The following is a 17,237-nucleotide window of genomic DNA, read 5'->3' as shown; positions in this document are numbered from 1 at the left end:
GTCATTCCGGGGCGGCTCGAAGAGCCGAACCCGGAATCTCGAGGTTCCGGGTTCGATGCCTTGCATCGCCCCGGAACGACCGAGAGACCTACTCGCCCGCGCGCTTGGCGGCTTTCTCGAACTTCTTCATCACGCGGTCGCGCTTGAGCTTCGACAGATAGTCGACGAACAGCACCCCGTTGAGATGGTCGATCTCGTGCTGGATGCAGGTGGCGTAGAGGCCCTCGGCGTCCTCTTCGTGGACCTTGCCGTCGAGATCGGTGAAGCGCACGCGCACCTTCGCGGGACGCTCGACCTCCTCGTAATATTCGGGAATCGACAGGCAGCCCTCCTCGTAGACCGACAGGTCTTCGGAGGAAGCCAGTATCTCCGGATTGATGAAGACGCGCGGCTCGTGCTTGGTCTCGCCGTTCTCGTCGCGCTTGGCGAGATCCATGGTGATCAGGCGCAAGGGTTGCGCGACCTGGATCGCCGCCAGGCCGATGCCGGGCGCGTCGTACATGGTCTCGAACATGTCGTCGGCAAGCTTGCGGATCTCCGAAGTGACCTTCTCGATCGGCTTGGAGACCAGGCGCAGCTGCTTGTCGGGCAGGATGATGATTTCTCGTAGGGCCATGGCCGCGATTTAAGCCCCGCGCCGGATGCGGTCAATGCGGTGAGGAACCCCGTTAACCCTCCGCTAACCATAAAACTTCAGGTTTTGTTAACCATAAAAATTCAGGGACCATTAACCGATGACGTTCCCTCTTCGTTCGCGCCGGGCAGCGAATCGGTTAGAAGGGCTGGCATGAACGAGATCATTTTCATGCTCGGCGACTGGCCGGTGCGCACCATCGACGCGCTGATCGGCTTCGGTGCGCTCGTCCTCATCCTGCTGGTTGTGATTGCAATCGTGATCGCGCGCTCCGGGCGGCGCGGCGCGGAACTCGCCATGGCACACGCGATCCGGGCCGACGAGCTCGAGGAACGCCTCGCCCAGGTGCTTCGCGCCCAGAGCGAGGCCTCGGGCCGGGTCGACGCCATGACCCAGGCGCTGGCCGGCCGGCAGGCCGAGATGGCACGGGCGGTCAACGAGCGGCTGGATTCGGTGACCCATCGCGTCGGCCAGTCCATGGAACATTCCACCCGCAACACCATGGAGAGCCTGCGCGCCCTGCACGAGCGGCTCGGCATCATCGACAACGCGCACAAGAACCTCACCGACCTCACCACGCAGGTGACGACCCTGCGCGATGTGCTCGCCAACAAGCAGTCGCGCGGCGCCTTCGGCCAGGCGCGGATGGAGGCGATCGTCCAGGACGGCCTCCCCAAAGGCTCCTACGAGTTTCAGTTCACGCTCTCGACCGGAAAAAGGCCGGACTGCGTCGTGTTCCTCCCCGACCAGCGCCCGCTCTGCATCGATGCCAAATTCCCGCTGGAGGCGATGACGGCACTGCACGACGCCCGCACCGACGAGGAGCGGCGCGTGGCCACGCAGCGGCTGCGCGGCGACGTGATGAAGCACGTCAGCGACATCGCCGAAAAATACCTCGTCACCGGCGAGACCCAGGAGATGGCGCTGATGTTCGTGCCGTCGGAATCCGTCTACGCGGAGATTCATGACGGCTTCGACGACGTGATCCAGAAGGCCTATCGCGCCCGCGTCGTGCTGGTGTCGCCCTCGCTCTTGATGCTGGCGATCCAGGTGATGCAGCAGATCATGAAGGACGCGCGCATGCGCGATGCCGCCGACCAGATCCAGACCGAGGTGATCAAGCTCGGCGACGATCTCGGCCGCCTGCGCGACCGCGTGGTCAAACTGCAGAAGCATTTTTCCGACGCGAACGAGGACGTCCGCCAGATCCTGATCTCCGCCGACAAGATCGAGAAGCGCGCGGGGAGAATCGAGGAGCTCGATTTCAGCAAGACCGACGCGCCGGAAGGGCCACGGCTGGTGACGACGGGTGCGCCGGAACTGTTTCCAAGGAAGCTTCAGGCGGGGGAGTGAATTGCTTACCTCTCTCCGCTTGCGGGGAGAGGTCGGATCGCTCTTGCGATCCGGGTGAGGGGGTACAGGTCTCTCCTCGACCTCATGCGCGGAGAGAGGCCCCTCACCCCGCCCTCTCCCCGTAAGAACGGGGAGAGGGAGACGAGGCATCAGGCCCAGAATCTGCTAACACCACCCCATGACCGCTCCCGACGTGACCTCCTCCGCCGCGACTGCCGCCCCTGCGCCCTCCTGGCGCGAGAGCCTTGCCGTGTACCTGCAACCGCGGGTGCTGATCGTGCTGTTCCTCGGTTTCTCCTCCGGCCTGCCGCTGGCGCTGTCGGGCTCGACGCTGCTGGTGTGGATGCGCGAGGCAGGGGTCGATCTCAAGACCATCGGGCTGTTCGCGCTGGTCGGCACGCCCTACACGCTGAAGTTCCTCTGGGCGCCGCTGGTGGATGCGCTGCATGTGCCGTTGTTCACCCGCGCCTTCGGGCGGCGGCGCGGCTGGCTGGTGTTCTCGCAATTGCTGCTGATCGTCTCGATCGTGCTGCTGGCGATGACCGATCCGGCACGCTCGCCGTTCTACGTTGCGCTCGGCGCGCTGCTGGTGGCGACGACGTCGTCGACGCAGGACATCGTGGTCGATGCCTTCCGCGTCGAGAGCCTGCCCGAGAGCGAGCAGGCCGCCGGCATGGCGGCCTACGTCGCCGCTTATCGCATCGGCATGCTGGTCTCGACCGCGGGCGCACTGTTCATCGTCTCGGGTTTCGAGGGCACCGGCATCCCGCGACCATCGGCGTGGATGTGGGGCTATGTGGTGATGGCGGCGATGGTGCTGATCGGGACGATCACGGCGCTGGTCGCGACCGAGCCCGAACAATCAGTGCGGGCCGAGGCCGTGACGCAAGAAGAGACTGCGTTCACGCGCGTGCTGCATGCGGCGATCGGCGCCTTCTCGGAGTTCCTGTCGCGCAAGGACGCGCTCGCGGCACTTACCTTCGTGGTGCTGTTCAAGTTCACCGACGCCTTCTCCGGCACGATGACGGCGCCGTTCGTGATCGACCTCGGCTTCACCCGCAACGACTATGCGGCGATCGTGAAGGGCGTGGGCCTTGCCGCAACGCTGATCGGCGGCTTTGCCGGCGGATTCGTCGCGCGGCGCTATTCGCTCGCAACCTCGCTCTGGATCGGCGGCGTGGTGCAGGCGCTGGCCAATTTGTCCTTCTCCTGGCTCGCCGTGGTCGGCACCAACCAATGGGCGCTGGCGCTCGCCATCTGCGCCGAGAATTTCACCAGCGCGATCGGCACCGTGATCTTCGTCGCCTATCTCTCGGCGCTGTGTCAGAACCCGTTGCACACGGCGACGCAATATGCGCTGCTCACCGCGCTCGCGGCGGTGGGGCGGACGTATCTCTCGTCAGGCGCCGGCTATGTTGCGGAGACGACGGGCTGGGCGCTGTTCTTCGTGATCTGCGTGCTGGTGGCGATCCCGAGCCTGATGCTGCTGGCCTGGCTGCAAAAGCGCGGGCATTTTGAGGCGCTGGGGCCGGTGAGGGTGTAGGGCTCACTCTCTCCTCCGTCATTGCGAGGAGCCCTTGCGACGAAGCAATCCAGACTGTCTCCACGGAGGTATTCTGGATTGCTTCGCTTCGCTCGCAATGACGACGGAGAGAGCGGTGGCGCCCTACTGCTTCTTCACCAGGCTCCACTTCGTGATCACGGCCTCGCTCATCTGGCCGGCATCGCTGGCACAAGCGATCTCGTCGACCTTGACCGAGATCTCCTTGCCGACGAACGACTTCAGCTGCGCGGCCTGCGCGTCGCTGGAGGTGACGAGCTGGAAGGTTTCGGGCCCGGTCTCGAGATTGCACAGCCCGTTCGGCGCCGGCAGGCGGCGCGGCTCGGAGGTGATCTGGTACATCGCAACACGCTTGCCGGCATTCTTGGCGTCGCGCACCTTCATCGCGTTCAGCTCGCCCGAGAGCACGTCGCCGGTGTTGATCGGCTTGCCGGGCTTGGGGGCCGGCGGCGCCGCATCGTCCTGCTGCGCGGAGATGGCCGGCGTCACCAGCAGCATCATCGTCGCGGCCAAAGCCAAGCGTGTGGCGAAAAATTTCGTCATGTCGTCCGTTCCGTGAGGTCTGCAGGATGGCTAGAACAGGGTCCGCTGCCGCATGGCGGCCGATAGCGTACCTTCGTCGAGATAATCAAGCTCGCCACCGACCGGCACACCATGCGCGAGTCGGGTTACTTTTACGTTGGCGTCCTGAAGCAGGTCGGTGATGTAATGCGCCGTGGTCTGGCCGTCCACCGTCGCATTCAGCGCCAGAATGATTTCGTGCACTTCCGGTGCGTGGGCGCGCGCCACCAGCGCGTCGATGGTGAGGTCCTGCGGGCCGACGCCGTCGAGCGGCGACAATGTCGCGCCCAGCACATGATAGCGCCCCTGGGTCGCATTGGCCCGCTCCAGCGCCCAGAGGTCGGCGACGTCGGCGACGACGACGATGATCGCGGGATCGCGCTTCGGATCGGTGCAGACCGTGCAGGGATTTTGCGTGTCGATGTTGCCGCAGGTCTTGCAGACCTGGACCTTGTCCAGCGCGACCTGCAGGGCGGACGACAGCGGCATCATCAGCGCTTCGCGCTTCTTGATCAGATGCAGCGCCGCGCGCCGCGCGGAGCGCGGACCGAGGCCCGGCAGCCGCGCGAGAAGCTGGACCAGCCGCTCGATCTCGGGACCTGCAACCGCGCCCATCTTACTGGCCGAACAGCCCCGGCGGCAGGCCGAGCCCGCCGGTGAGCGACTGCATCTTCTCCTGCATCGCCGTTTCCGCCCTGCGGCGGGCATCGCCGAGCGCGGTGACGAGCAGGTCTTCCAGCACCTCGCGCTCCTCCGACTTCATCAGCGAGGGATCGATCTTGATGCCCTTGACGTCCATCTTGGCGGTCATGCGCACGGTGACGAGACCACCGCCGGAGATGCCTTCAACCTCCACATTGGCGAGCTGCTCCTGCATCTCCTGCATCTTGGATTGCAGTTGCGCCGCCTGCTTCATCATGCCGAGAAAATCAGCCATAGGTCGCGTGTCCCTTGAAAAGGTCGGCTCAGAGATCGTCGTCGGCGTCGGAACCGTCGACAGGATCGTCACTGCCATAGTCCGCATTAATATTGGATTCCGGCGCCTCGGGGGCAAGCCTGCGGACCTCGACGACCTTCGCACCGGGGAAGCGCGACAGCACCTCCTGCACGCGCGGGTCGGCTTCGGCGGTACGCGCATGCTCCTGCTTGGCGGCCTGGTTCAGCGAGCGCAGCGTCGGCTGACCCTGCTCGTTGGAGACGATCACGGTCCAGCGCCGGCCGGTCCACAGCTCGAATTTTTTCGCGAGCTCCGAGATCATGGTCTTGGAGGCGTTCGGCTCGAGCGCGACCTCGAGCCGGCCCTCCTCGAAACGGACGAGGCGCATGTCACCCTCGAGCGCACCCTTGGTCATGAGGTCGCGCCTCTGGCCGGCGAGCGCCACGAGCTGGGTGAAGCTGGTGATGCGCAGCTGGGGCGAGGCGCCCTGCGGATCCGGCGCGGGTGCCGCCATCTGCGGACGGGCCACGCCGCCGAACGCGGTCGGCGACGATGTCGGCATACGAACGGGCGCGGCGGACGCAACCGGCGTCGCCGAGGCCATCGGTGCGGCCGGCGCACTGCTGCGCGCAGCGCCGCCGCCGTTCACGACAGGCGAGCCGCCGCCGTTCTGCTCCAGCATCCTGATCGCTTCGTCCGGCGTCGGCAGATCGGCGACATAGGCGATGCGCACCAGCACCATCTCGGCGGCCGCGGCCGGGCGTGTTGCCGCCTGCACCTCGGCGATGCCCTTGAGCAGCATCTGCCACATCCGCGACAGCACGCGCATCGAGATCTTCGAGGCGAAATCCTTCGCGCGGAGGCGCTCGGTCTCGCCATAGGCGACGTTGTCGGCGGTCGCCGGAACGATCTTCACGCGGGTGACGAAATTGACGAATTCGGCAAGATCCGAGAGCACGACGATCGGATCGGCGCCGACGTCGTACTGGTCGCGGAACTCCTTGAAGGCGGCGGCGATGTCACCGCGCGCCAGCGAATCGAAGAGATCGATGACGCGGGTGCGGTCGGCGAGCCCCAGCATCTGCCTGACCGCGTCGGCCTTCACCTGCCCCGCCGCATGCGCGATCGCCTGGTCGAGCAGCGACAGAGAGTCGCGCACCGAGCCTTCCGCGGCGCGCGCGATGATGCCGAGTGCCTCCGGCTCGATCTCGACGCTTTCCTTGGCGGCGATGTTGGCGAGGTGCTTCATCAGCACGTCGGCCTCGACACGGCGCAGGTCGAAGCGCTGGCAGCGCGACAGCACCGTGACGGGAACCTTGCGGATCTCGGTCGTCGCGAACACGAACTTGGCGTGCTCCGGCGGTTCCTCCAGCGTCTTCAGGAAGGCGTTGAACGCCGCCGTCGACAGCATGTGGACTTCGTCGATGATGTAGACCTTGTAGCGGGCGCTGGCCGGCGCATAGCGCACGCTGTCGTTGATCTGGCGGACGTCGTCGACGCCGGTGTGCGAGGCCGCGTCCATCTCCAGCACGTCCATGTGCCGGCTTTCCATGATCGCCTGGCAATGCACGCCGAGGGTCGGCATGTGGATGGTCGGCCCCTTCACCGAGCCGTCCGGCATCTCGTAGTTGAGCGCACGGGCCAGGATGCGCGCAGTGGTGGTCTTGCCGACACCGCGGACGCCGGTGAGGATCCAGGCCTGCGGAATGCGGCCGGTCTCGAACGCATTGGAGACGGTGCGGACCACGGCCTCCTGGCCGATCAGGTCGTCAAAGCTGGAGGGACGGTATTTCCGCGCCAGCACCCGGTAAGGCGCGTTGCCGGCCGGGCCGGCGCTGTCAGGGTTGGGAGGGGCGCCAGCGTCGGTCATCGGTCGATCCGCAATGAAATCTCTCTCGGCCGGCTTTTGCGGAAAGGAGCGCGCTGGCGGGGAGCCCGCCGGCGCAATTCGCTCGGAAAAACAGGTAGGAGACTGACGAGCGACCCGATCCGGACCTCGTTAGGGCTGCTTCCTTCCGGACCTGACCCGGTTGGCGAGTGGCTCGTCCACCGCCAATCTCCCGGTCCCTATTTGGGGCCAAAGGAAGCGGAAAGCAAGCGGGTATCGGCGCGAACCGATCGGGTTTGCCCAGCATCCGGGCAATCCCGGTCCTGCCCAGCCGATAGGCTGTGCTTTCGCTGCGGGGGCCACCTTGCTAAGAACGCTGCCGGAACTCCATCCAACCAGAAAAGCGATTGATCCCAATGGTTACACGTCGTGATGTTGCATCGATTGTCGGACTTGGCGCGGTGACCGCGGCCGCGCTGGCCGCGCCAGCCGTGGCCCAGACCGCCGATCCGAACGAATCGACCTTCGCCCGCATCCGCCGGACCAAGAAGATGCGGATCGGCGCGGTCGGCGGCGGCGCGCCCTACTACATGAAGGACCTCGCCACCGGCCAGTGGAAGGGCTTCTACATCGACATTGCCAAGGGGCTTGCCGACGACATGGAGGCCGAGCTCGAGATCACCGAGACCACCTGGGGCAATTCGGTGCTCGACCTGCAGTCCAACAAGATCGACATCTTCTTCGGCCTCAACCCGACGCCGAAGCGCGCACTGGTGGTCGACTTCTCGGTGCCGGTCTTCAACAACGCCTTCGGCATCCTCTGCAAGAAGGACTTCAAGCCGAAGAGCTGGGCCGAACTGAACTCGCCCGACATCAAGATCGCGGTCGACCAGGGCTCCTCGCACGACCAGGTCGTCAGCCGCCTGACGCCGAAGGCGCAGATCTCGCGCCTGAAGACCGCCGACGATGCCACCGCCGCGCTCCAGACCGGCCGCGTCGACGCGCAGTGCCTGATCACCATGCTGTCGCTGACCGTGCTGAAGAAGAACCCCTCGCTCGGCCAGTTCGTGCTGCCGACGCCGATCTTCGCAACGACGTCGAATGCCGGCTTCCGCCGCGAGAACGACAAAACGTTCCGCGACTTCGTCAACACCTGGATCGACTTCAACAAGGGCCTCGGCTTCATCCGCAACGCGATCATCACGAATATGGAGCTGGTGGGCGTGACCGAGGCGGACATCCCGCCGGGCGTGTCGCTGTAAGCTTCCACCGTCATTCCGGGGCTCGCGGAGCGAGAGCCCGGAATCTCGAGATTCCGGGTTCGCCCTCCGGGCGCCCCGGAATGACAAGGCGTACGACGAGTCAAAACACGCATGTATCAGTGGGACTTCGGCATCCTCTGGAGCTATCGCTGGCTCTTTCTCAACGGGCTCGGCGTCACCGTCGGCTTCACCGTGGTCATCGTGGTGCTCGGGCTCGTTTTCGGCCTGTTCGGCGCGTTCGGCAGCCTGTCGCGCTTTAGGGCGCTGCGGCTGACTGCGCTGGCGTTCATCGAGGCATTTCGCTGCACGCCGATCCTGGTGCAGCTGATCTGGTTCTATTACGCGCTGCCGATTCTCGCCGGCGTCGAGATGACGCCGATCACCGCCTCGGCACTGGCTCTCTCGCTCTATGGCGGCTCGTTCTATTCGGAGATCATCCGCGGCGGCATCATCTCGATCGACAAGGGCCAGTCGGAAGCCGGCGCCGCGCTCGGCATGACACCGGGTCAGAGCATGCGGCGAATCGTGCTGCCGCAGGCGATCAAGCGCATGATCCCGGCGCTGATGAACCAGTCGATCATCCAGTTCAAGAACACCTCGCTGGTCTCGGTGCTGGCGGTGCCTGATCTGGTCTATCAGAGCCAGGTCGCGGCCCATGACAGCTACCGGCCGCTGGAAACCTACACCGCGGTTGCTGTGGCCTATGCGGCGATCCTGATCCCGCTCACCATCATCGTCCGGCGCGGCGAGAAGCGACTGGCGGTCAGCGAATGAGCGACACAACGAAGATCGAGATCCGGGCCTTGCGCAAGAGCTTCGGCAGCAACGAAGTCCTGAAGAACATCAATCTCGACGTCGCCAAGGGCGGCGTCGTCGCGCTGATCGGGCCATCCGGCTCCGGCAAATCGACGCTGCTCCGCTGCATCAACCTGCTGGTCGTGCCGGACGGCGGCAGCGTCCGCGTCGGTGATACGCGTTTTGCATTCGGTGAAGGCACCAGACTCCCCGACGTGAAGGCGCTGGCAAAATTCCGCGCCACCACCGGCATGGTGTTCCAGCACTTCAATCTGTTCCCGCACATGACGACGCTCCAGAACGTCATGGAGGGACCGGTCACGGTGCGCCGCATGGCCAAGGCGGACGCCGAGAAGCTTGCGCGGGCGCAGCTCGCCAAGGTCGGCCTTGCCGAGAAAGCCGACCAATATCCGGCAACGCTTTCCGGCGGCCAGAAGCAGCGCGTCGCGATCGCACGCGCGCTCGCGATGGAGCCCGACGTGATGCTGTTCGACGAGGCCACCTCGGCGCTCGATCCCGAGCTCGTCGGCGAGGTGCTGAACGTGATGCAGCGGCTCGCCTCCGAAGGCATGACCATGGTGATCGTGACCCATGAGATTGCCTTCGCCCGCGAGGTCGCCGACCGCCTGATCTTCATGCGCGACGGCGTCGTCGTCGAGGAAGGCCCGGCGCGGCAGGTGATCGACAACCCGCAGCAAGCCGCGACGCGCGCCTTCCTCAGCCATTTCCACCGCACCGGCGCATTGCCGCCGGCCAATTCAGCATCGTGATGCCAAATATCGATCGCGCCTATCTCGTTACCGGCGCCGCCAGCGGCATCGGCCGCGCCACCGCAGAGCTGCTCGCGGCGCCCGGCACCGCGCTGGTGCTGCACACGCGCTCGAACGCGGAAGGTCTCGACACCACCGCCGCGGAAGCCGAAGCCAAAGGCGCCGCTATCGCAAAATGCCTCGGCGATCTCGCCGAGGACGCGGCGATCACCGACGCCATCGCCGCCGCGCAACGCGCCTTCGGCCGGCTCGACGGACTGGTTCTCGTCGGCGGCCATGCCCGCCGCGGCAGCGCCATCGGCACGCCCGCCGATCAGTTCCGCCAAGCGATGGACGAATCCGCGCTGGCCTTCACGCGCCTGGTTCACGCGGCGCTGCCGCTGCTGCGTGCGGGACGAGATGCGCGGATCGTCGCGGTGTCGTCCTTTGTCGCGCATGCGATCCGGCCCGAATTCGCGCCTTTTGCCGCGACCGCCGCAAGCCGCTCCGCGCTCGAAGCGCTGGTGCGGCTCACCGCGATGGAGCTCGCGAAAGACGGCATCACCGTCAACGCGGTCTCACCCGGCCTCATCATCAAGGACAATCCGGGCGAGAGCCGGCTCTCGCCCGAGCAGATCGCCGCAACCGAAGCGCTGATCCCGATGCGCCGCCGCGGGCGGCCCGAGGAAGTCGCCGAAATCATCGCCTTCCTGGCATCACCGAAGGCGTCCTACGTCACCGGCCAGGTCTGGCACGTCAATGGAGGCCTGACATGACCGAAGCAACCGTCGCACGCATCAGGCTGTTCCTGATCGAAAGCCCGATCAAGATGGCGCGCCTGCAGGGCGTCGGCAACGTCAAGGGCACCGTGAAGCGCGTGCTGATCGAGCTGACGTCCAGCGATGGTATCGTTGGCTGGGGCGAAGCGGCGCCCTGGGAGGTGTTTACCGGTACGCCCGAGGCTGCCTTCTCGGCACTCGACATCTATCTGCGGCCGATCGTGCTCGGCAAGCCTGTGCGCCGCATCCGTGCGCTGATGGCCGAGCTCGACCGCGCGCTCGTCGGGCATGCCGAGGCCAAGGTCGGAATCGAGATGGCGCTGCTCGACATCGTCGGCAAGTCGTCGGGACTGTCGGTCGCCGATCTCCTCGGTGGCCGCGTGCGCGACACGATTCCGCTCTCCTTCTCGATCGCCGATCCGGATTTTGCCGCCGACCTCGAACGGATGCGAAAGATGGTTCCGGAGGGGAACATCATCTACAAGGTCAAGACCGGCGTAAAACCGCATCGCGAGGACCTCGATCATCTCGAAGCGATCCGGAAGGAGTTCGGCGACAAGGTCGATCTGCGTGTCGACTACAACCAGGCGCTGGCGCCGTTCGGCGCCATAAAAATCCTGCGCGATGTCGAGCAGTTCGCGCCGACCTTCATCGAGCAGCCGGTGCCGCGCAAATATCTCGATGTGATGGCACAGCTCACCGCAGCGCTGGAGACGCCCGTGCTCGCCGACGAAAGCTGCTTCGACCGCCGCGACATGATGGAGGTGGTGCGCCGCGAGGCGGCGGACGCCGTCTCGATCAAGCTGATGAAGGCCGGCGGCCTGTTCGAGGCGCAGGCGATCATGGCGATCGCCGACATCGCCGGCCTGCCCGGCTATGGCGGTACGCTGTGGGAGGGCGGCATTGGCCTTGCCGCCGGCACGCAGCTGATCGCGGCGACATCAGGCATCTCGCTCGGCTGCGAATTCTACATGCCGCATCACGTGCTGACCGAGGACGTCCTGGAAGAGCGCGTCGCCAACCGCGCCGGCCATGTCGTGGTGCCCGACGGCCCCGGCCTCGGCATCCGCGTGAGCGAAGCCTCCGTCCGCGCCAATGCGCGCGTGCTGGCGGAGGCATAATTCAACGTCGTCCTGGCGAAAGCCAGGACCCATTACCCCAGGGAAAAGTTGTTGCGCGAGCTGGTCACTACGAGCCTTCGCCAAACTACTTCGTGGGGTAATGGGTCCTGGATCTGCGCTACGCTTGTCCAGGACGACGATCGAGTATGCAGAAGCCGGGGGGCCTTATCCTTCCCCTCAGGGAATCGGTATCGTATGGTCGCTTCAAACAAGCCCGTTCCCCATCGGGCCATCCGGAAACGCATATGCCCGAACCCGCATGGTCGCTGCACTCCCGCCTGAAAGAGGACACCATCGACATCGGCGATCTGCCGCTGTCAAAGGTGCTGGTCATCAAGGACGCGCATTATCCCTGGCTGCTGCTGGTGCCGCGGCGGGTGGATGCGGTCGAGATCATCGATCTCGACGAGGTGCAGCAGGCCCAGCTGATGACCGAGATCTCCCGCGTTTCGCGCGCGCTGAAGGAGATCACCAAATGCGACAAGCTCAATGTCGCGGCGCTCGGCAACCTCGTGCCGCAGCTGCACGTCCACATCATCGCGCGGCGGACCAGTGACGCGGCCTGGCCGCGACCGGTGTGGGGCGTGATGCCGCCTCTGGCGCACGATGCGACCGAGGTTCAGAATTTCATCAGCGCGCTTCGCCGAAAAATATGGTTGGGTTGAAAGAACAACAATGTCAGCATTCGACGCATTTCCGCTGGGGCAGCCGGCCTTCGTCACCAACGTCCTCGATCGCGCCGCGCATCTGCGCCGCGACGACGAAAAGCTGTTCGCGCTGGAGCAGAAATCGTCATCCCGCGCCTATGTCGTGTACCGCGACTCGCTGTTGGTGAAGCGCGAGGGCGACAAGGTGCGCGCGCTGCTCTCGATCGACGAGGCGCTGAAATGCGGCGCCAATCCCGGCACGATTTTCCTCGGTCTGCGCGATGGCGCGGCGCTGTTCGGCATGGGCCTGGCGCAAGCCGCGGCCGAGAAGCTGGTCGGGCGCGAGGACTATACCGTCACCGAGCTGCGCGGCATGGCGATGCAGGGCACGATCCCGCCCGACGAGCTGTCGGCGATCGCGATGGCGAAGTCGATGGTCGGCTGGCACCAGCGCCACGGCTATTGCGCCAATTGCGGCGCCCGCAGCGGAATGAAGGAAGGCGGCTGGAAGCGCGAGTGCCCTGCTTGCAAGGCCGAGCACTTTCCGCGCACCGACCCCGTCGTGATCATGCACGTGGCATCCGGCGAAAAGTGCCTGCTGGGCCGCCAGAAGCAGTTTCCGCCGGGCATGTATTCGTGCCTTGCCGGCTTCGTCGAGGCCGCCGAGACCATCGAGGACGCGGTGCGCCGCGAGATCTTCGAAGAGTCCGGCATCCGCTGCACCGACGTGCAGTATTACATGACCCAGCCCTGGCCCTATCCGTCGTCGCTGATGATCGGCTGCAGCGCGCGGGCCGTGAGCGAGGACATCGTCGTCGACCATTCCGAGCTGGAAGATGCACGCTGGTTCACGCGCGAGGAGGCAGCCCTGATGCTGAAACGCACGCATCCCGACGGATTCGCCGGCCCGCATCCGTTCGCGATTGCCCATCATCTGCTCGGCCGCTGGGTGCACGACAAGAGCTGACCGCCGATGGCGCCATCTGTGCTCGCGCCGCGCATCCTTTGCATCGGCATTCCCGTGCGCGACCTCACCTTCCGGGTCGAGGCCGTGCCCGCGCGCGGCAGCAAGGCGAACGCCACACATCTCGCCGAGATCTGCGGCGGCAATGCGCTCAACGCCGCCATCGCGATGGCGCGACTTGGCGGCCGCATCGCGTTCGCAGGTCCTATGGGCGATGCGCAGGAGACGTCGAGCGCTTTCATTCTGGCGCGGATGGCGCAGGAGGGCATCGACACTGCGCATATCGTGCGCATGCCGGGCCTGACCACACCGGTGTCCGCAATCATGATCGAGCCATCCGGCGAACGGACGCTCACGATCTTTCGCGATCCCGCGCTCTGGGGCGTGAAGCTGCCCGACACCGACGAGCTGCTGGCCGATTGCCAGGCCGTCCTGATCGAGAGCCGCTGCGGCGCCTTTTGCATTGATCTCTGCACCGAGGCACGCCGGCGCGGCATTCCCGTCATCGTCGGCGTCGACCGAGCGATGTCGTTGCAGGACGAGCTGCTCACCGCGGCCTCGCACCTGCTGTTCGCCAGCGAGCAGGTGCAGGAGACGGCCGGCATCGCCGATGACGGCGAGGCGTTGAAGCGCCTGGCAAGCCTGACGCCGGCCTTCCTCGCCGCCACCCGCGGCCCGCAAGGCACGATCTGGCTCGACGGGGCGGGCGCGCTCGAGGAGACCCCGGCCTTCCCGGTCGAGGCGGTCGATACGCTCGGCGCCGGCGACGTCTTCCATGGCGCATTCGCGTTTTGCCTCGCCGAGGGTAAGGGAGTGCGGGAGGCGCTGCGATTCGCCGCGGCTGCCGCAGCGCTAAAATGCACCCGCCATGGCGGCGGCCTGGCGGCCCCGCAACGCATTGAAGTTGAAGGATTTTTACCTAGCCAACCCTAGAGCGATTCCACTGACGCGCCGAGATTATGAGCTTGCTGTGGAAAGATTTTCTCTATATCAGGGAAATCAGCCCTTGAAATGGAACAAAGTTCTTCAAATGACTGATGCCGCTGTCCAGATCCCCGAGACCAGCCGCCGCCTCGACGCCATCGACCGCAAGATCCTGATGGTACTCCAGGAAGATGCCTCCCTGTCCGTCGCCGAGATCGGCGACCGCGTCGGGCTGTCCTCGACCCCCTGCTGGAAGCGTATCCAGCGCCTGGAGGCCGATGGCGTGATCCTGAAGCGGGTGGCCCTGGTCGACCAGAACAAGATCGGGCTCGGCATCTCCGTGTTCGTGTCGGTCGAGAGCGCCGATCATTCCGACGCCTGGCTGAAGCGGTTCGCGGAGGCCGTCAGCGCCATGCCGGAGGTGATGGAATTCTACCGTATGGCCGGCGACGTCGATTACATGCTGCGCGTCGTGGTCGCGGACATGCAGGCCTACGACATCTTCTACAAGAAGCTGATCAGCGCCGTGCCGCTGAAGAACGTCACCTCGCGCTTCGCGATGGAGAAGATCAAGTCGGTGACGGCGCTGCCGATCCCGGCAGTGGTGGCGGCTTAGAGCTTAGTTCGCGCGTCTCACCACAAGGAAGCTGTCATCGCCCGGCTTGCCGGGCGATCCAGTATTCCAGAGACGACAATCAGATACGGAGAGGCCACGGCGTACTGGATGCCCCCCGGTCAAGCCGGGGCATGACAGCGGAGCTTTGCGGCGCAGGTTGTGCTCCCCTGATACCCTCTCAAATCGTCTGATTGTACTCGCCGACTTCGGGATGCGTGCGCAGCACGCTGTTCACCATCTCGAACATGTCGTGCATGCGCTGCTCGGAGACCGGGCTCTCGACCACGACGACGAGCTCGGGCTTGTTGGAGGACGCGCGTACCAGGCCCCAGCTGCCGTCCTCGACCGTGACGCGCACGCCGTTGACGGTGACGAGATCGCGGATCGACTGGCCGCCGATTTTCGCGCCCTTGGCCTGCAGGCCCTCAAAATGCTTCACCACCTTGTCGATGACGCCGTACTTGGTCTCGTCGGCGCAATGCGGCGACATGGTCGGCGACGACCAGGTCTTCGGCAGCGCGTCCTTCAGATCGGCCATCGACTTGCCGGGCGCGCGGTCGAGCATGTCGCAGATCGCGATCGCCGACACGAGACCGTCGTCATAGCCACGGCCATACGGCTTGTTGAAGAAGAAGTGGCCGGACTTCTCGAAGCCGGCGAGCGCGCCGGTCTCGTTGGTACGGCGCTTCATGTAGGAATGGCCGGTCTTCCAATAGGCGGTCTTGGCGCCCTGCTTCTGCAGCACGGGATCGGTGATGAAGAGGCCGGTCGACTTCACGTCGACGATGAACTGTGCGTCCTCGTGGATCGCCGACATGTCGCGCGCCAGCATCACGCCGACCTTGTCGGCAAAGATCTCCTCGCCGGTGTTGTCGACGACGCCGCAGCGGTCGCCGTCGCCGTCGAAGCCGAGGCCGACATCGGCCTTGTGATGCAGCACGGCGTCGCGGATCGCGTGCAGCATCTCCATGTCTTCGGGGTTCGGATTGTATTTCGGGAAGGTGTGATCGAGCTCGGTGTCGAGCGGAATCACCTCGCAGCCGATCGCTTCCAGCACCTGCGGCGCGAACGCGCCGGCAGTGCCGTTGCCGCAAGCCGCGACGACCTTCAGCTTGCGCTTAAGCTTCGGACGATTGGTGAGATCGGCGATGTAGCGCGCCGGATAATTCTCGTGGAACTGGTAGGCGCCGCCGGCCTTGTTCTTGAACTCGGCATTGAGCACGATCTCCTTCAACCGCGTCATCTCGTCGGGGCCGAAGGTCAACGGGCGGTTGGCGCCCATCTTCACGCCGGTCCAGCCATTGTCGTTGTGCGAGGCCGTGACCATGGCGACGCAGGGCACGTCGAGATCGAACTGCGCGAAATAGGCCATCGGCGTCACCGCAAGGCCAATATCATGCACCTTGCAGCCCGCCGCCATCAGGCCGGAGATCAGCGCGTATTTGATCGAGGCCGAATAACCACGGAAATCATGACCGGTGACGATCTCTTGGCTGACGCCGAGCTCGGCGATCAGCGCGCCCAGGCCCATGCCGAGCGCCTGCACACCCATCAGGTTGATTTCCTTCTGGAACAACCAGCGCGCGTCGTATTCGCGAAAGCCGGTGGGCTTCACCATCGGCTCGGATTCGAAGGCGTAGGTGTTGGGCAGCAAGACGGGTTTCGGCTTGGGAAACATTGAGACGGTCTCGTGAAAAGGGCAGGAATTGATGCAGCCTTAGCGAATGCCGGGCCGCTGCGGAAGGCGGGAATGAAGGCTTATGGCCGATAATTGCGGCAGTTTGGTAACGGGGACACGCGATCCTGCGCTGGGCTTGCGCCCATTCCGTTCAAAAAGTTCTCGCGAATGGCCATTCGTCAACGCGCTAGGGAGCGCATGACGCGACTTACTGCTCCAGCACCATCTGCCCGTTGGCATATTCAAAGCGCTTGAGGCGGGACAGGAAGGAGAGGCCGAGCAGGTTTTCCGACAGCGCCTCGTCGGGCAGCACCATGGCGTCGACATCGCGCACGATGAGGCCGCCGACATCGAGCATGGCGATGCGGGTACGCGCGGCCTTGATGGTGCCGTTGGCGGTGGAGACGGTGGCGTTGTATTCGCCGCGCGAGGGGCGCAGCCCGAAGCGGGCCGCCGAGGACTCGTTCAGCGCGACGACGGAGGCGCCGGTATCGACCATGAAGCCGATGCGCTGCCCGTCGATCCGACCTTCGGTCTGGAAGTGCCCGCGGCCGTCGCGGGAAATGGTGAGGCTCCGGCCTCCCGCAGGCGCTGCGGCGGCAACAGCAACCGTCGTGCGCGGCACTGACGTGGCGGAGGCGGAGCTCACCCTGTCGGCCATCTGCGCCATGAAAGTGCCGAGGCCGATCATGATGGCCGCGAAGATCATAATGTTACGCATCACACCACTTCCGAGCCGGAACGCTCGATTTCACCACGCAACCCGTTCGCCCGCGAGCGGAGCCGCGGCCAGGACCTCGCCATTTTGGCGAAAAGGATGAGCGGACG

At 65.2% G+C, this 17,237-nt stretch carries 18 protein-coding genes and 1 other RNA gene; 11 read left to right on the top strand and 8 right to left on the bottom strand.

Annotated elements, in window-relative coordinates:
• Window positions 1–88: 88 nt before the first annotated feature.
• Complete coding sequence (gene def, locus QA649_RS05565; RefSeq protein WP_283023305.1) at window positions 89–616, bottom strand: peptide deformylase; 528 nt, start codon at window positions 614–616, stop codon at window positions 89–91.
• 171 nt (window positions 617–787) lie between these two features.
• On the opposite strand from def, the gene rmuC reads away from it, so the two are divergent.
• Both rmuC and QA649_RS05555 read left to right on the top strand, forming a co-directional pair.
• Window positions 788–1,987, top strand: coding sequence for a DNA recombination protein RmuC (gene rmuC, locus QA649_RS05560; RefSeq protein WP_283023304.1), 1,200 nt, complete (start codon window positions 788–790; stop codon window positions 1,985–1,987).
• Window positions 1,988–2,165: 178 nt separating this feature from the next.
• Entirely contained in the window at window positions 2,166–3,530 is a 1,365-nt protein-coding gene (locus QA649_RS05555; RefSeq protein ID WP_283023303.1) for an MFS transporter, read from the top strand.
• Between the two features lie 123 nt (window positions 3,531–3,653).
• On the opposite strand, the gene QA649_RS05550 is transcribed toward QA649_RS05555, so the two are convergent.
• From QA649_RS05550 to ffs, 5 genes are all read right to left on the bottom strand, one after another.
• Entirely contained in the window at window positions 3,654–4,091 is a 438-nt protein-coding gene (locus QA649_RS05550) for a hypothetical protein (RefSeq protein ID WP_283023302.1), read from the bottom strand.
• Between the two features lie 30 nt (window positions 4,092–4,121).
• The gene (gene recR / locus QA649_RS05545) at window positions 4,122–4,724 is read right to left on the bottom strand and encodes a recombination mediator RecR (protein WP_018643446.1); all 603 of its coding nucleotides are present in this window, start codon (window positions 4,722–4,724) and stop codon (window positions 4,122–4,124) included.
• 1 nt (window position 4,725) lies between these two features.
• Window positions 4,726–5,046 carry a YbaB/EbfC family nucleoid-associated protein gene (locus QA649_RS05540; protein WP_283023301.1) on the bottom strand — a complete coding sequence of 107 codons (321 nt, stop codon included), beginning with the start codon at window positions 5,044–5,046 and terminating at the stop codon, window positions 4,726–4,728.
• Window positions 5,047–5,074: 28 nt separating this feature from the next.
• The gene (locus tag QA649_RS05535; RefSeq protein ID WP_283023300.1) at window positions 5,075–6,916 is read right to left on the bottom strand and encodes a DNA polymerase III subunit gamma/tau; all 1,842 of its coding nucleotides are present in this window, start codon (window positions 6,914–6,916) and stop codon (window positions 5,075–5,077) included.
• 94 nt (window positions 6,917–7,010) lie between these two features.
• Window positions 7,011–7,107: signal recognition particle sRNA small type (gene ffs / locus QA649_RS05530), an RNA gene on the bottom strand.
• Window positions 7,108–7,290: 183 nt separating this feature from the next.
• Here ffs and QA649_RS05525 point away from each other — a divergent pair.
• The 9 genes from QA649_RS05525 to QA649_RS05485 all read left to right on the top strand — a co-directional run bounded on the left by QA649_RS05525 (window position 7,291) and on the right by QA649_RS05485 (window position 14,731).
• Window positions 7,291–8,136, top strand: a complete 846-nt coding sequence (locus QA649_RS05525) for a transporter substrate-binding domain-containing protein (RefSeq protein ID WP_018643449.1) — start codon at window positions 7,291–7,293, stop codon at window positions 8,134–8,136.
• 111 nt (window positions 8,137–8,247) lie between these two features.
• Complete coding sequence (locus tag QA649_RS05520) at window positions 8,248–8,910, top strand: amino acid ABC transporter permease (protein WP_283023299.1); 663 nt, start codon at window positions 8,248–8,250, stop codon at window positions 8,908–8,910.
• Window positions 8,907–9,701, top strand: a complete 795-nt coding sequence (locus QA649_RS05515; RefSeq protein WP_283023298.1) for an amino acid ABC transporter ATP-binding protein — start codon at window positions 8,907–8,909, stop codon at window positions 9,699–9,701. The genes QA649_RS05520 and QA649_RS05515 overlap by 4 nt, the downstream gene beginning before the upstream one ends.
• Window positions 9,701–10,456, top strand: a complete 756-nt coding sequence (locus QA649_RS05510) for an SDR family oxidoreductase (RefSeq protein WP_283023297.1) — start codon at window positions 9,701–9,703, stop codon at window positions 10,454–10,456. The genes QA649_RS05515 and QA649_RS05510 overlap by 1 nt, the downstream gene beginning before the upstream one ends.
• Window positions 10,453–11,580, top strand: coding sequence for a muconate cycloisomerase family protein (locus tag QA649_RS05505; protein ID WP_283023296.1), 1,128 nt, complete (start codon window positions 10,453–10,455; stop codon window positions 11,578–11,580). The genes QA649_RS05510 and QA649_RS05505 overlap by 4 nt, the downstream gene beginning before the upstream one ends.
• 245 nt (window positions 11,581–11,825) lie before the next feature.
• Window positions 11,826–12,245, top strand: coding sequence for an HIT family protein (locus QA649_RS05500; protein WP_026312062.1), 420 nt, complete (start codon window positions 11,826–11,828; stop codon window positions 12,243–12,245).
• A 10-nt stretch (window positions 12,246–12,255) separates the two neighbouring features.
• Window positions 12,256–13,194: an NAD(+) diphosphatase gene (nudC, locus tag QA649_RS05495; RefSeq protein ID WP_283023295.1), complete on the top strand. Its 939-nt coding sequence runs from the start codon at window positions 12,256–12,258 to the stop codon at window positions 13,192–13,194.
• A 6-nt stretch (window positions 13,195–13,200) separates the two neighbouring features.
• The gene (locus tag QA649_RS05490) at window positions 13,201–14,124 is read left to right on the top strand and encodes a sugar kinase (RefSeq protein WP_283023294.1); all 924 of its coding nucleotides are present in this window, start codon (window positions 13,201–13,203) and stop codon (window positions 14,122–14,124) included.
• A 97-nt stretch (window positions 14,125–14,221) separates the two neighbouring features.
• Window positions 14,222–14,731: an Lrp/AsnC family transcriptional regulator gene (locus tag QA649_RS05485; RefSeq protein WP_283023293.1), complete on the top strand. Its 510-nt coding sequence runs from the start codon at window positions 14,222–14,224 to the stop codon at window positions 14,729–14,731.
• A gap of 178 nt (window positions 14,732–14,909) precedes the next feature.
• Here the strand turns inward: QA649_RS05485 and QA649_RS05480 are convergent, their stop codons facing one another.
• Together QA649_RS05480 and QA649_RS05475 are read right to left on the bottom strand one after the other, a co-directional pair.
• Window positions 14,910–16,409, bottom strand: a complete 1,500-nt coding sequence (locus QA649_RS05480) for a phosphomannomutase/phosphoglucomutase (protein ID WP_283023292.1) — start codon at window positions 16,407–16,409, stop codon at window positions 14,910–14,912.
• 208 nt (window positions 16,410–16,617) lie between these two features.
• Window positions 16,618–17,130, bottom strand: coding sequence for a TIGR02281 family clan AA aspartic protease (locus tag QA649_RS05475; protein WP_283023291.1), 513 nt, complete (start codon window positions 17,128–17,130; stop codon window positions 16,618–16,620).
• Window positions 17,131–17,237: the final 107 nt, after the last annotated feature.

The sequence above is a fragment of the Bradyrhizobium sp. CB1717 genome, from assembly GCF_029714325.1.
Classification (GTDB): Bacteria; Pseudomonadota; Alphaproteobacteria; order Rhizobiales; family Xanthobacteraceae; genus Bradyrhizobium.
This window is presented reverse-complemented; position numbering and strand designations above follow the sequence as displayed.

Coding starts and splice junctions, on each gene's coding strand:
- def (WP_283023305.1), bottom strand. CDS start 616: ATGGCCCTACGAGAAATCATCATCCTGCCCGACAAGCAGCTGCGCCTG.
- rmuC (WP_283023304.1), top strand. CDS start 788: ATGAACGAGATCATTTTCATGCTCGGCGACTGGCCGGTGCGCACCATC.
- QA649_RS05555 (WP_283023303.1), top strand. CDS start 2,166: ATGACCGCTCCCGACGTGACCTCCTCCGCCGCGACTGCCGCCCCTGCG.
- QA649_RS05550 (WP_283023302.1), bottom strand. CDS start 4,091: ATGACGAAATTTTTCGCCACACGCTTGGCTTTGGCCGCGACGATGATG.
- recR (WP_018643446.1), bottom strand. CDS start 4,724: ATGGGCGCGGTTGCAGGTCCCGAGATCGAGCGGCTGGTCCAGCTTCTC.
- QA649_RS05540 (WP_283023301.1), bottom strand. CDS start 5,046: ATGGCTGATTTTCTCGGCATGATGAAGCAGGCGGCGCAACTGCAATCC.
- QA649_RS05535 (WP_283023300.1), bottom strand. CDS start 6,916: ATGACCGACGCTGGCGCCCCTCCCAACCCTGACAGCGCCGGCCCGGCC.
- QA649_RS05525 (WP_018643449.1), top strand. CDS start 7,291: ATGGTTACACGTCGTGATGTTGCATCGATTGTCGGACTTGGCGCGGTG.
- QA649_RS05520 (WP_283023299.1), top strand. CDS start 8,248: ATGTATCAGTGGGACTTCGGCATCCTCTGGAGCTATCGCTGGCTCTTT.
- QA649_RS05515 (WP_283023298.1), top strand. CDS start 8,907: ATGAGCGACACAACGAAGATCGAGATCCGGGCCTTGCGCAAGAGCTTC.
- QA649_RS05510 (WP_283023297.1), top strand. CDS start 9,701: ATGCCAAATATCGATCGCGCCTATCTCGTTACCGGCGCCGCCAGCGGC.
- QA649_RS05505 (WP_283023296.1), top strand. CDS start 10,453: ATGACCGAAGCAACCGTCGCACGCATCAGGCTGTTCCTGATCGAAAGC.
- QA649_RS05500 (WP_026312062.1), top strand. CDS start 11,826: ATGCCCGAACCCGCATGGTCGCTGCACTCCCGCCTGAAAGAGGACACC.
- nudC (WP_283023295.1), top strand. CDS start 12,256: ATGTCAGCATTCGACGCATTTCCGCTGGGGCAGCCGGCCTTCGTCACC.
- QA649_RS05490 (WP_283023294.1), top strand. CDS start 13,201: ATGGCGCCATCTGTGCTCGCGCCGCGCATCCTTTGCATCGGCATTCCC.
- QA649_RS05485 (WP_283023293.1), top strand. CDS start 14,222: ATGACTGATGCCGCTGTCCAGATCCCCGAGACCAGCCGCCGCCTCGAC.
- QA649_RS05480 (WP_283023292.1), bottom strand. CDS start 16,409: ATGTTTCCCAAGCCGAAACCCGTCTTGCTGCCCAACACCTACGCCTTC.
- QA649_RS05475 (WP_283023291.1), bottom strand. CDS start 17,130: ATGCGTAACATTATGATCTTCGCGGCCATCATGATCGGCCTCGGCACT.